Here is a 13,919-nt window from a genome sequence, read left to right on the forward strand (position 1 = left end):
TGGGAACGGCAATAGACCCTAACAAAGGGAGGCCGAAATGAATGTCTTGATCATTTACGCTACGGTTGAGGGGCAAACAGGCAAAATTGCCCGCTTCGCAGCTGAAGAGGTAAGCAAGTCCGGCCATGACGTTGCGTTGTTTGATGCAGAGGATGTCGCGCCGGTTTCGTTTAAGGGTGTTGATGCGGTGATTTTGGCTGCCCCTGTCCATCAACGAAGACACCCCAAAAGTTTCGAGATACTTTTACAGGCTAATAGGCAGGAATTGGAGGATCGCAAGACGCTTTTGATCTCGGTCAGCCTGAATGCTGCGTTTCCGGAAGGTCTTGAAGAGGCCGGTGACTATGTCACCGAAATGAAGATGCGCACAGGCCTGAAACCTGACGCGGAAGTTCTGGCAGCCGGTGCTGTGCGGACCCGGCATTATGATTATTTCGCCATGCAGGTGCTTCGGCACGTGGTTCTACGTGGCCGCGAATATGACCCAAGCGCCGGAGAGCATGAATTCACCGATTGGCAGGCGCTGTCTTCGGAGATTTCAAAGTTCTTTGAGACATGACAGAGACACGGCCAGCAGAGGGTGCAAGGCCTTACGTGTTGGCTAAAGACTGATCTGACGCTTTTGCGTGGTGTGCTTCCTTTTGCGCCTAAAGCTGTCCACTGCTTTCGCATAGTCCACATAAAGAGAATTCGTCAGAGATATAAAATACAATTTTTCAATACCTTAGTGAAGCTTTTAATGCACCGCCATAATATCGGCAAAATTAGTCAGTATTATTTACCTAATATCATATTCACTATTAAAAAGGAGGCTAGCGCGGCCTTGGCCGCCTATTATGGGAGTCATAATCAAATCATTCATTCTGTCATTCGGCGTCTTCGGACGCATGATCTTACCTATCTTTGCAATCGTAATCGCGTCGTCCTTTGTATGGAGTTTGCTGGACCTTATCTCGGGCGGATATGCAAGTTATCTAAGCGGACCAATCACCGCGACCTTCATTAGCCTTTTTGGTATTCGCGTGGCGCTGTCATTTATGGGCGATCATCGCCGCACCGCCTACGACATCCTGATTTTATACTCTGTTCTATATGGCGTGTTTCTCCTCATCGCTAAGGGCGGGGCGCTTATGCTTTCTGATATCGCGGCTGTGGTTTACGCCGACTGGCAGCTTGGCGAAGCCGTCTCACTTCGTAATTTCGCTAATGCCGAAAAATCGCTTCAATTTACCTGACTTTGAACCCGCGGTCCTATTGAAAGGGCTAGCCGCAAGCGCGGGCTTATTGTGGCTGCATTCATGGATTTGGGCCGCTTCAGCGGTTGCACTAGTTGTTTAGTCCCGGCATGTGGTGGGTCGGATCGACATTGAAGCGTTCCGGTTCGGTTGTCCAGATTTTGCAGATGTATTCGAATGGTGTGAGGCCTTGCAGCGTCTTCAATCGGCGTGCGTAATTGTAGGCTGCAATGAAGTCGGTGACGTGCGTTTCAAGCTGTGAATGTGTGTCATAGTGATATCGCTTGACCGTCGCCTCTTTGATTGTCCGGTTCATGCGTTCAACCTGGCCGTTCGTCCACGGATGGTTCACCTTTGTCAGGCGGTGGTCGATCTCGTGCTCGCGACAAACGCGATCAAAGATGTGCTCGAATGCGGATGTGTCCTGTTTGCGATTGGTGAACTGGATGCCGTTATCCGTCAGGATCGTGTGGATCCTGTATGGCACGGCGGCAATTAGATTGCGCAGGAATTGGGCGGCAATCATCTTGCCCGCCTTCTAATGCAGCTCGACATAGGCAAACTTGGAGGTTCGGTCGATGGCCACGAACAAACGGATCTTCCCCTCTCCAGTGCGTACTTCTGCGATGTCAATGTGGAAATAGCCAATCGGGTAACGTTTGAACTTCTTCTTCGGCTTGTCGCCCTCTTCTTCGGCTTGTCGCCCTCGACATCTGGAAGACGGCTGATCCCATGCCGCTGCAAGCACCGATGCAATGATGATCGGGTGAGATGCGGAATGCTGGGCTGCAGCGCATAGAGACAATCATCCAGAGGCAGCAGCGTGTGCCGCCGGAACGCGACGATGACGGCTTCCTCTTCGATGCTGAGAACCGTGGAATGGGCTTCCTTCGGCCCCATAGCAGCGTCTTGAACGCTGTCACGCTTGCGCCACTTTGCGACGGTCTTGACGTTGATGCCCAGTTCCCGACTCAGCGCCGCGTTCGAAGCTTGCGATCGCTGTATGAGAGCTCGGACGGCGTGCGTGGTCTTGGCGCTCCCGTGAAGAATTTGTCCCATAGTTCACCCTTCTGATGGTCACAAATCAGTAGACCACCACATGCCGGGACTAAACACCTAGTGAAAAACGATCAAAATTCAAAACAGCCGTGCGATGCTGCTGCGCCTAACACTGCTATCACAATGAACCTGCGCAATTTACGCAAATCTCGCGAGTAAGAGTCCTTTGCCAAAGCGGGGCTTGGCGGACTTTTAACAGATGATCGATTTGTGCCGCTTACCTACGCCATGGAAGGCCCACATTGCATCAAAGAGGCACGTTGGATTAATCCAGTGTCTTCAAAAGATTTAAATGGTATCTGTCACTACTCCCCGATCTCGCGCAACAGGGTTTCGGCACCAAGGCTGGAGCGGAAGTTGGTGACAACACGGTCGCGGCCGCCTTTGCTGAGGGCCATTGCGTAACCCGGATCGGTTGCGATGCGCGCGATAGCGTCAGCCAGTGCATCGGGGTTTTTGGGTGGAACCAGCAGACCGCTTTCGCCATCGACGATCAGTTCCCGCACGCCGCCTGCGTCGGTGCCAATGGTGGGCGTGGCGCAGCTCATGGCCTCCATATAGGCGACACCAAGGGGTTCGTGCCAACTGGCCAACACAAAGACATGGGCCTCCAGCAGTTTCTGTTTGACTGCATCGCCATCGATTGCCCCCAGCAGGCGGGCTGTGTCGGCCAGACCAAGTTCGCTCAGGCGGCTTTCAAGAATTTGGCGGTAGCCATTGCCGCCATCATCATCCTCGCCCGCGATTTCAAGCTGCACAGGAATGCCCCGATCTTTGAGCAAACGCACGGCTTGCAGCAGATCCTGATGACCCTTCACAATGTTCAGACGGCCACAGGCAAATATCTTAACTGGCTGGCCGGGGGATGGCGACACATAGGGGCTTTGGCGACTGAAAGCATCCACATCAACGCCCATGGGTTGAATGACAACGCGGTCAGGCATGTCTGGCCCAAGCTGGTCGCGTGCCTCGGACAACAGCTTTTCTGTGATGATCGTGGCGAAAGCCGCGTGGCGCCATTTCAGGTTTTGACCAATCCCATAATCGGACATGGGACCGTGGAGTGTCAGGCTGTAGGGGATACCTGACAGCCTGTTGGCAAGCGTTGCAATCAGCGCGGCGCGGGCGCAGGAATGGGCATGAATATGAGTGATGCCCTGTGCCTTGCAGGATTTGACCAATTGCCGGGCGGCGGCAGCACACAGGATGATTTCGCGTAACAGGGCCTTGCCTTCGCGCTTGATGTCACCGCGCAGATCGCCCCATGGCAAGGCCGCAAGTGCGGCCAGCGTTCCCAAAGGATCGGGGCGCACAAGATATTCTGTGCGCGCAATCGCGGCCTGTGACCAGTTGTGCGAGATCAGACCTTTGGGGGGCATCCGCGTGCTGAAGACAGACAAGGTCGCGCCGCGGGCCTCCATTTCCTGCAATTCGCGCCAGAAGAAAATGTGGGTTTGTCCGGGGAACTGGGGTATCAGGTACCCGATATTTAATTCTTTACGCACGCTTGAAATCTCTTTTGCAAAGCTGATTGGTTTACTCGATGATCATCCCGGTATTTCCGCAATCCCGCAAGAAAAGATGTCATACCAGCGACAGCTTGCGGAAAAACACGGATATGAGTGGTTGTGGATTGCCAGACCTATCTTTCATGCGACACTATATGAGCCGGGGTAAGTGCGTGCCAACGGGAAGCGGCGCGAGGGATGTGTGTTGTAAATGTTAAGTGTGCTGATACCCGCCAATAATGAGGCGGATTGCATTGCAGAATGTCTGGAATCCGTACTGGCCTCCGACGTGGATGGGTCGGGCGAGGTTATTGTTATTGCAAATGCCTGCAGCGATGCCACTGTCGAGATCGCCAACAGCTTTCAGAGCGACGCACATGCGCAGGGTTGGGCGCTACGCGTTCTGGACATTGAGCAAGGCGGCAAGCTGAATGCGCTAAACAAAGGGGAGGCTGCGGCGCAGGGCGACATTCTGGTCTATCTGGATGCGGATGTGGTGGTGAGCCCACCCCTTATGGGGCAATTGGCTGATCTTTTATCGCGCCCAGAGCCCGCATACGCCAGCGGCGCGCTCGTCATTACGCAACCGGGTAGCTGGATCAGCAGGGCATATCGCAAGATCTACATGAATGTGCCGTTCATCACGACGGGTGTACCGGGCTGTGGGTTGTTTGCAGTGAATGCTACCGGGCGGGTACGGTGGGACGCCTTCCCTGATATCATTTCGGACGATACGTTTGTGAGACTGCAATTCGACCCGTCAGAAAGGCATGAGGCGACGGCCCCCTATATCTGGCCGATTGTCGAAGGCTTCGGTAACCTTGTGAAAGTCCGACGTCGTCAGGATCTGGGGGTTGCACAGATCAGGCAGCTTTATCCGCAGCTTCTGGCCAATGATGACAAGCCGCCCTTTGGTAAAAACCTTCTTGCAAAACTGGCTCTGCGCCATCCTATCGGGTTTTGTGTCTACTGCGCAGTCGCTTTGGCAGTGCGGCTGCCCGGCGGGTCCAAGGATTGGAGCCGCGGCAGATGAGTTGGCTGGCGAAATTCACGCAAGGCGAAGGGCTCAAGGCACGCGTTTTGCGCGGTTCGGCCCTAACAATATCTGGCTATGCTTTTTCGCAGGTGGTGCGTCTTGCCTCAAACCTAATCCTGACGCGGCTGCTGTTTCCGGAAGCCTTCGGGATGATGGCCCTTGTGATGGTGTTCATGCAGGGCCTTGCGATGTTTTCGGACGTCGGTATCGGCCCGTCGATCATGCAAAGCAAGCGCGGCGATGATCCGGACTTTCTGAACACAGCCTGGAGCATTCAGGTGTTCCGTGGGGTTGTTCTCTGGCTGGCGGCAACGGCGCTGGCTCTGCCGGTTGCCGGTTTTTACGGCGAACCGCAGCTGGCACAGCTTTTGCCCATTGCGGCCCTGAGCCTGCTGATCAACGGTTTCAACCCAACACGGCTGGAGACAGCGCACCGGCATCTGGCACTGGGGCGTGTCACAGTGATTGATATGGCAACCCAATTGATTGGTGTGATCTCTGCCATCATCTTTGCCTGGATTTTACAATCAGTCTGGGCGCTGGTGATCAGCGGCCTGATCGGAGCGATGGCGCAACTGATCTGCTACAACATCTACCTGCCGGGCATCCGCAACAGGTTTCGCTGGGAAAAGGCCGCCTCGCACGAATTGATCCATTTTGGCAAATGGATATTCCTCAGCACGGTCTGTGGGTTCCTCTTTACCCAAAGTGACAAGATCATTCTGGGCAAGTATCTGTCACTAGAGACGCTTGGCATCTATAATATTGGTTTCTTTCTTGCCAGCTTCCCACTGCTTTTGGCGGGGATGGTATCACAGCGCATTTTGATCCCGCTGTATCGGGAACGACCGCCCTGTGCCTCGATCGAAAACTTCCGCAAACTGCGCATGATGCGGTTTAGTCTGACGGCTGGGGTTTTGTCGGTCCTGCTGGGGCTGGCCTATCTTGGGGTGGCCATTGTCGATCTGCTGTATGACCAGCGTTACATCGCATCCGGCGCAATCCTGGTCGTGGTGGCCTGTGTACAGATCCCACAGGTCATTGTGCTGACCTATGATCAAGTGGCGCTTGCGGCCGGGGATTCGCGCAGGTTTTTCGTATTGGCCGCCGCGCGCGCAGCCTTTCTTCGTATCAGCGCTTTATCTGGGTGTAGAATATGCAGGGCTGCTTGGCGCATTGTTCAGTCAGGCAATTGCCATGGTATTTATCTATCCGGTGGTGGTCTGGCTGGCACGTGGCCTGAAGGCATGGGATCCCGTCCATGATATCTCTTTTGCAATGCTGGGTGCCGGAGGTGCGGGTTATATTCTGTGGCAAAACGGCCCTGCGATTGCCGAACTCGCCAAAGTCTCGAGCGGTTAAAGCGTCGTAGGAAAGTAGATAATCAGGAAAATCCTTGGTGGATGGCTTGCGCAGGTTGTATATATGATATGGGGCGTAATGGTTTTGCAGCAGGCGGAGCATATCTGCCTTATTTTGCTGTGTAATTTTAGATTTGGAGACAGAATCGTTTCTGTTTCAGCCACGGTTCTCGTGGTGTTAAATGGTGTATGGTTGAAAACGTGAGTGATTCCGAAGACTTCTCAAACGATATTGCTATCGTTGGTATGGCCGCGCATTTGCCCGGAGCGGGCAGCGTCTCTGAATATTGGACGAACCTGCGCGATGGTGTCTGCTCGATCAGCCGCCTCAGCGAAGAAGAGCTCCTTGAGGCAGGCGAAATACAAGGGCGGCTGCGGCACAAGAATTACGTGCCGACGGCCGCGATGTTGAAAGGATTCAAAGAATTCGACGGCGATTTTTTCGGCTTCAGCCCCAAGGAATGCGCGATCATGGATCCGCAGCACCGCCAGTTTCTGGAGGTGTCATGGGAAGCACTGGAAAATGCGGGCCATCCACCCGAGACATTCGAGGGCTCGGTCGGGGTTTATGCCGGGTGTGGCATGGGCAGTTATTTCTATTTCAACGTCTGCTCGAACCCTGATCTGGTCGACAATGTCGGCATGTTCTTGTTGCGCCATACGGGAAATGACAAGGATTTCCTGTCCACACGCGTCAGTCATGTGTTTGACCTGAAGGGGCCGAGTATCAGTTTGCAAACGGCGTGCTCGACCTCTTTGGTGGCCACGCATTATGCGTGTCAGGCGCTGCTGAATGGCGAATGTGATATGGCGCTGGCCGGAGGGGTGACGATTGAGCTGCCGCATGGACGCGGATATGTATTTGAGGACGGCGAAATCCTGTCACCGGACGGGGAATGCCATGCATTTGACCATCGCGCACAGGGCACGGTCTTTGGCAGTGGCGCCGGTGCCGTTGTCTTGCGACGGTTGGCTGATGCGGTTGCGGATGGCGACCATATCTGGGGCGTCATCAAAGGCACGGCGGTCAATAATGACGGGGCCGCGAAGGCTGGCTATCTTGCCCCAAGTGTGGACGGTCAGGCAGGTGCTATTGCCGAGGCGCAAGCGATTGCAGGTGTGACCGCAGATACGGTTGGCTATGTCGAATGTCATGGCACCGGCACATATCTGGGTGATCCGATAGAAGTTGCGGCGCTGACCGCTGCGTTCCGCGAGACAACTGACGAAAGCGGCTATTGCCGCATCGGCTCGGTCAAGACCAATATCGGCCATCTGGACACAGCCGCAGGCGTGGCCAGCCTGATCAAAGCGACATTGGCGCTGCATAACAAGCAATTGCCACCAAGCCTTGGGTTTGAAAAGCCAAACCCGGCAATCGATTTCGACACCAGCCCATTCAAGGTGAATGACCGACTGACCGACTGGGCCGCGGGGGCGACACCGCGCCGGGCCGGGGTAAACTCACTTGGTGTTGGTGGAACCAATGCCCATGCCATTCTGGAAGAGGCCCCCGAACGCGCCGCATCAGAGCCATCGGATTGGCCATTCCAGGTGATTGCCCTGTCGGCCCGGTCACGGGCAGCTTTGGATGGCAATGCCAAAGCATTGGCAGCACATTTGCGCGCGCACCCTGACCAACCTTTGGCCGATGTGGCCTATACGCTGAAAGAAGGCCGTCGCGCGTTTGAGAAACGTCGCGTGGTTGTGGCGGAAACCCATGAGGAAGCCGCAGAACTTCTGGAAGAAAACGACCCACGCCGGGTGTTCAACCATTCCGCCCTGTCAGATCCTGAGATGGTGTTCATGTTCCCCGGCGGCGGCGCCCAATATGCGGGCATGGCGCGCGATCTCTATGAGACCGAACCGGTATTTGCGGAATGGGTGGATCAGGGGCTCGATATTTTGCAGCCCAAACTGGACTACGATCTACGTGCGATTTGGCTACCAGATGAGGCTGGCTACGACACAGCGGTCAAGACACTGAAAAAACCGTCTGTGCAATTGCCGCTGATCATGATCATCGAATATGCGCTGGCACAATTATGGATGTCCTGGGGTGTGCAACCCAAGGCGCTTGTCGGTCATTCCATGGGTGAAAATACCGCGGCCTGCGTCGCAGGTGTGATGTCGTTTGAGGATTGCATCGGGCTGGTGCATCTGCGTGGACAACTGTTTGATACAGTGCCTGCAGGCGGCATGTTGAGCGTGCCAATGGCTGTTGGTGACATAGAGCCTTTGCTGGGCGATGATCTGGATATTGCGAGCCTTAATGCGCCAGAGCTGACGGTAATCTCTGGCCCGCAGGCTGCGTTGGACGCATTGCAGAAAACGCTGGAAGCCAAGGATACAGAGTGCCAGCGCATCCCCATCGATATTGCCGCCCATTCCCGCATGCTGGAACCGATTCTGGACAAGTTCCGGACCTATCTGCGATCAATTGAATTGCGCGCCCCGCAGATACCGTTTGTGTCGAACCGCAGCGGCGTATTTATCACCGATGCCGAAGCTATGGACCCAGACTATTGGGTCGGTCATCTGCGCAATACAGTGCGGTTTGCAGATTGCATCACGACCCTGTCGCAGAACCCTGATCGGGTTTACCTTGAGGTCGGGCCAGGCAAAGCGTTGAGCTCGCTCACCCAGCAACATGGCAGTGTGTCGTCCAATCAGGTGCTCAGCTCTTTGCGCCACCCGGAAGACAAGATCGCAGATGACAAATATTTCCTTGGGCTACTGGGGCGGCTTTGGGCCGTAGGGGTCTCTATTGACTGGGAACAGATATGGGGCGAGGCCAAACGCCATCGCGTGCCGCTACCCACATATGCGTTCCAGCGCGCGTCCTATTTCGTTGAGCCGGGAACGGCCCAGACCAGTGCGCCATCGACTTACCTGATCAAATCCGAAGACCTGTCGGATTGGGGGTATAAACCTGTCTGGCGGCCTCAGCTTGCCGCGTGTGAGCTGGACATCGCAAGCGAGCTGGATCAGGCAGAACCACAGCGCTGGCTTATCTTCAGCGATGACGCAGGCGTTGGTGCACAAACTGCCAAACGCTTGCGTGATGCAGGCCATACTGTGGTTGAAGTGGTCACAGGCGACGCGTTTAGCCGCGTCGCAGAGGACCGTTATGTCCTGGCCCCCGAGCGGGGTCGCGAAGGCTATGACCAATTGATACAGGATATGGTTGCACGCGGTTTCGTGCCAAACCGGATTGCCCATTTCTGGCTGCTGACCCAAGAGGAAAGCTTTCGTCCTGGCGGCAGCTTCTTCCACCGCAATCAGGAGCAGGGCTTTTTTAGCCTGCTGTTTCTGGCACAAGCCATTGCCGATGAAAACCTGCCCAAGCCATTGCATATGACAGTCACCACGTCAGGTGCTGCGCAGGTTCGCAAAGAGGCATTGCCATACCCTGAGAAAAGCACGGCATTAGGACCGGTTCGGGTGATCCCACGGGAACTGCCGGGGGTGACTTGCGCAATGCTGGATGTGGAGGTGCCGCAGCCTGAAGGTCTGCCCTTCGGCAAGCGCCGCACAGCTGGGGAATGGGTCAGCACGCTTGCCAACCGTGTGTTGGAAGATCTGATTGCACCGCCTGAGAATGGCGTTGCTGCTTTGCGCGGCGACCGGCGCTATGCGCTGGAATTCCGCCCAATGAATTTGGCAGCTGTCGAGGACGACCAGACGACCTATCGCGACGGCGGGGTCTATATGATCACCGGCGGATTTGGTGGCATTGGTCTGACCATAGCCGAAGAGCTGATTGGCGCATGTGGGGCAAAGCTTGTGCTGCTGGCCCGCTCTGACTTGCCTGATCGTGGGGAATGGGACGCGTTCTTGCGCGGCCATGGCCCGAATAATGCAACTGCGCAGCGCATCCGCGCCGTTCAACGGCTCGAAGCTTTGGGCGGTGAAGTGATGGTGGCCGCTGCCGATGTTTGCAATGTCGAGGATATGCGCCGCGTGTTGGAAGATACCAAAGCGCGTTTTGGTGGTCTGAACGGGGTGATCCATGGGGCGGGCGTGGTTGATGACGGGCCGCTTCTGGCGAAAGGCCCCAGCTCGGTCGAGGATGTGTTCACGCCAAAAATTCACGGCACGCAAGTGCTGCATGAGTTGTTCCCGGATGGGGAATTGGATTGGCTGGTGCTGTTTTCCTCGACCAGTACGATCACGGCACCTGCAGGGCAAGTCGACTATGTAGCAGCCAATGAATATCTAAACGCTTATGCCAAATCGAGGGCGGGTGACAAAACCAAAGTCATGGCGCTCAACTGGGGTATCTGGAACGAGGTCGGCATGGCCGCGGATGCAGTGGCTGAGCGCATGGGCAACCACCTTGAGGCCCCTCGTGAAAACGTCGCGGCACCCCTGTTGGACGAAGCAACATTTGACAACGCTGGAAACCGGCTGTTTACGGCAAGCTACACAGTCAATAACCAGTGGTTCATAGGTGAGCATCGCACCAAAGCCGGCGATGCACTGGTGCCAGGTACGGGCTATCTGGAGCTGGCAGCAGAAGCGCTGCGTGCCCATGGTGAGCCCGGCGCGTTCGAGCTGCGCGATTTGTACTTCCTGCGCCCCTTGAGCGTAGCCGATGATGAGACCCGCAACATTCAGGTCCGACTGACACGCAGTGATGAAGGCTACCGCTTTGAGGTTCGCAGCGATTGCGTTGTAGATGGCAAACCGGGTTTCATGCTGAATGCGCAGGCGCGCATAATACTGCGCAAGGACACTGATGCCGCACCGTTGGACCTGATGACGATTGCAGATCGCTGCACGGTCAAACAGGCGGACGAGGATACAAGCGGTCACCGCTCGCCCCAGGAAGCACATCTGAATTTTGGCCCCCGTTGGCGCGTGTTGAATGCGTTCGCTTATGGCGAGGGCGAAGGGCTGGCGCGGCTGTCGCTGCCAGACGTCGCGCGCGGCGATCTGGACGATGGATATCTGTTGCATCCGGCATTGATGGATTTGGCCACAGGCTGGGCGATGGAGTTGATCGAGGATTATCAACCAACCCATTTGTGGGTGCCCGTGTCTTATGGGTGCGTGCGGGTCTTGCGACCTCTGCCCGCCGAGATCGGAAGCTGGGTCCGCAACAGCGCAGAAAACCGTGCCGACGGCACGGTTGCGTCCTTTGATGTGACCATTTGCGATACGGATGGTAATATCTGCGTAGAGGTTGAAGGTTTCTCGATCAAGCGGCTTGACGGGCTTGTCTCTTTTGCCAAAGCGCCCCGCCCTGCTGCAAACGAGGTTGAATTCGTGGACCAAAGTGGTGCACCACAGCCGCTATCGGCCGCCGAGGAACGTCTGCACCACAACCTGTCGCAAGGCATTTTACCCGCAGAGGGGGCCGACGCCTTCCGCCGTGCCTTGGCTTTGGACCTGCCACAAATTGTCGTCTCATCGCTTGATCTGGCTGAGCTAACCGCACAAACCGCCGCCAGCGTGCAGGATGAGGCCAGCAGCGGCCAGAAGTTCCAGCGACCAGAGCTGGATACTGACTATGTAGAGCCATCGAATGATATTGAACGCACGCTGGTGGGTTTCTGGGAAGAATTGCTGGGTGTGCAACAAGTCGGGACAGAGGACAGCTTCTTTGATCTTGGGGGGCATTCACTGATTGCGGTGCGGCTGTTCTCCATGGTCAAAAAAGCCTACCGGATTGAGTTCCCGATTTCTGTTTTGTTCGAAGCCCCGACAATTGCCAAATGCGCCGCGTTGATCGAAGAGCGGGTTGGGCCTGCCAAGACAGATGAAGGCAGCGACACCGCCTCTGACACGGTCAGACCTGTGACGCGGCGATTCACGCATCTTGTGGCGATGCATGATGGTGAGGGCGGGCCGAAAACGCCGTTTTTCCTGGTGGCCGGGATGTTCGGCAATGTGCTGAATTTGCGTCATCTTGCGCATCTTCTTGGGTCAGACAGACCATTTTACGGCTTGCAGGCCAAAGGGCTTTATGGGGACGAGGCGCCGCATAGCTCGCTTCATGAAGCTGCAAAGGATTACATTGCCGAGATACGGGTTGTTCAGCCGCATGGGCCCTATCTTCTGGGCGGATTCTCAGGCGGTGGGATCACGGCTTACGAGATTGCACAGCAACTGAAAGCCGCAGGTGAAGAGGTCGCGCAAATTGTAATGCTCGATACACCACTGCCGGTGCGTCGCCCGCTCAGCCGTAAAGATCGAGCCCTTATTCAGATGCAGGAGTTGAAGCGCAAAGGCCCCGGCTATCTGGTGCAATGGATCAAAAACCGTATCCAGTGGGAGCTTGCCAAGCGCCGCGCTGCCGGATCAGAGCCCGAAGCCGCCCCTGAGCATCAGTTCCAGAACGCCGCGATTGAGGCTGCTTTCCTTGAAGCCGTCGCCAGCTATGACCTGAAAGCTTGGGATGGGCCGCTGACCCTGTTCCGGCCTCCGCAGGTCGGCCATTGGCAAGTGTCTAACGGGCAATGGGTAGACAGCCAGCGCGCCTATGTGTTTCCAGATAATGACTGGACCCAATGGGCCCCTGCGATTGAGGTGTTCGAGGTGCCGGGCGATCACGACTCGATGGTGTTGGAGCCCAATGTGCGGGTTTTGGCGGGACGTATGAAGGCTGTGATTGAAGCAGTAGAGCCTGATCGGCACATAACAACCTCTTGGTTGAACGCAACGGCGGCGGAGTAAGCTCATGTCCGGACCAACTTTATTAACAGTGATCCTGAACTACAAAACACCGGACATGACCCTACGCGCAGCAGAGGCCGCTTTGGCCGCGATGGAGGGTATCGATGGTGCGCTGACGATTGTGGACAACGACTCCCAAGATGGATCTTACGAGGCGATCCTGAAAGCGGTCGAGGATAAGGAGTGGTCAGAAGGCAATCGGGTTCAAGTCATCCAATCCGGTCACAATGGCGGGTTTGGGGCTGGTAATAATGTGGGCATTCGGGCCGGGCTACCTGACGGGTCCAAGCCAGACTATGTCTATATCCTGAATTCGGACGCGTTTCCGGATTATGGATCGGTCAAGAAGCTTCTGGAATACCTTGAGGCAAATCCGTCAATCGGGTTTGCTGGAAGCTACATTCACGGCCCAGCAGGTGAGCCGCACCTGACCGCGTTTCGCTTCCCCTCGATCTGGAGCGAGTTGGAAGGTGCCGCACGGTTTGGCCCTGTCAGCCGGTGGTTGTCGAACCATATCGTGCCACTGCCTATTCCGGATGAAACCTGCATGGTGGAATGGCTGGCCGGGGCCAGCATGATGATGCGTCAAAGCGTGCTGGATCGCATCGGGCTGTTTGACGAGACGTTCTTTCTTTATTTTGAGGAAACCGACCTTTGTCTGCGCGCGCATCGCGCCGGATGGCCGACTGTTTATGTGCGCGACAGTGAGGTGACGCATATCGGCTCGGTCTCGACCGGGATGAAAACATGGACGCGGATGCCGCGCTATTGGTTTGACTCGCGGCAGTATTATTTCCGCAAAAACCACGGACCACTTTATGCGGGTTTGGCGACTATGGCACATGTAGCAGGTGGTTTGCTGTGGCGCATCCGGCGGGTGATCCAGCAAAAGCCCGCTGCCGATCCGAAATATTTTCTGCGTGATCTGATAGCACATGCCTTTGGGGCTGCGACCCGTGGGTTAACGCAGCGGCGGCCTTTGCCGCGCTCAAGCGGAACCCCGGCAGATACCGCCCCCAAGCCGTAACGGAGTAGAGTA

Annotated in this window: 7 protein-coding genes and 1 pseudogene; 6 read left to right on the forward strand and 2 right to left on the reverse strand. The window is 55.9% G+C overall.

The annotated features are described in order from the left end of the window. Positions 1–37: 37 nt before the first annotated feature. Together ACZ1HF_RS09275 and ACZ1HF_RS09280 are read left to right on the forward strand one after the other, a co-directional pair. Entirely contained in the window at positions 38–559 is a 522-nt protein-coding gene (locus ACZ1HF_RS09275; RefSeq protein ID WP_472657220.1) for a flavodoxin domain-containing protein, read from the forward strand. 277 nt (positions 560–836) lie between these two features. Next, positions 837–1,235, forward strand: coding sequence for a hypothetical protein (locus ACZ1HF_RS09280; RefSeq protein WP_472657221.1), 399 nt, complete (start codon positions 837–839; stop codon positions 1,233–1,235). 91 nt (positions 1,236–1,326) lie between these two features. Here ACZ1HF_RS09280 and ACZ1HF_RS09285 read toward each other — a convergent pair. Further along, positions 1,327–2,294 (reverse strand): annotated as a pseudogene (locus ACZ1HF_RS09285) (IS481 family transposase). Positions 2,295–2,599: 305 nt separating this feature from the next. Further along, entirely contained in the window at positions 2,600–3,799 is a 1,200-nt protein-coding gene (epsE, locus tag ACZ1HF_RS09290) for an exopolysaccharide biosynthesis GT4 family glycosyltransferase EpsE (protein WP_472657222.1), read from the reverse strand. 214 nt (positions 3,800–4,013) lie between these two features. Here epsE and ACZ1HF_RS09295 point away from each other — a divergent pair, with 214 nt between their 5' ends. From ACZ1HF_RS09295 to ACZ1HF_RS09310, 4 genes are all read left to right on the forward strand, one after another. Beyond that, the gene (locus tag ACZ1HF_RS09295) at positions 4,014–4,835 is read left to right on the forward strand and encodes a glycosyltransferase family 2 protein (protein ID WP_472657223.1); all 822 of its coding nucleotides are present in this window, start codon (positions 4,014–4,016) and stop codon (positions 4,833–4,835) included. Beyond that, positions 4,832–6,103: an oligosaccharide flippase family protein gene (locus tag ACZ1HF_RS09300; RefSeq protein WP_472657224.1), complete on the forward strand. Its 1,272-nt coding sequence runs from the start codon at positions 4,832–4,834 to the stop codon at positions 6,101–6,103. Before ACZ1HF_RS09295 ends, ACZ1HF_RS09300 begins: the two co-directional genes overlap by 4 nt. A 285-nt stretch (positions 6,104–6,388) precedes the next feature. After that, positions 6,389–12,880: a type I polyketide synthase gene (locus ACZ1HF_RS09305; RefSeq protein WP_472657225.1), complete on the forward strand. Its 6,492-nt coding sequence runs from the start codon at positions 6,389–6,391 to the stop codon at positions 12,878–12,880. A gap of 4 nt (positions 12,881–12,884) precedes the next feature. Then, on the forward strand, positions 12,885–13,907 hold the full coding sequence (locus ACZ1HF_RS09310) for a glycosyltransferase family 2 protein (RefSeq protein ID WP_472657226.1): 1,023 nt from the start codon (positions 12,885–12,887) through the stop codon (positions 13,905–13,907). Positions 13,908–13,919 lie beyond the last annotated feature (12 nt).

The sequence above is a fragment of the Litoreibacter sp. GN1-5 genome (genome assembly GCF_055693805.1).

Coding starts and splice junctions, on each gene's coding strand:
- ACZ1HF_RS09275 (WP_472657220.1), top strand. CDS start 38: ATGAATGTCTTGATCATTTACGCTACGGTTGAGGGGCAAACAGGCAAA.
- ACZ1HF_RS09280 (WP_472657221.1), top strand. CDS start 837: ATGGGAGTCATAATCAAATCATTCATTCTGTCATTCGGCGTCTTCGGA.
- ACZ1HF_RS09295 (WP_472657223.1), top strand. CDS start 4,014: ATGTTAAGTGTGCTGATACCCGCCAATAATGAGGCGGATTGCATTGCA.
- ACZ1HF_RS09300 (WP_472657224.1), top strand. CDS start 4,832: ATGAGTTGGCTGGCGAAATTCACGCAAGGCGAAGGGCTCAAGGCACGC.
- ACZ1HF_RS09305 (WP_472657225.1), top strand. CDS start 6,389: ATGGTTGAAAACGTGAGTGATTCCGAAGACTTCTCAAACGATATTGCT.
- ACZ1HF_RS09310 (WP_472657226.1), top strand. CDS start 12,885: ATGTCCGGACCAACTTTATTAACAGTGATCCTGAACTACAAAACACCG.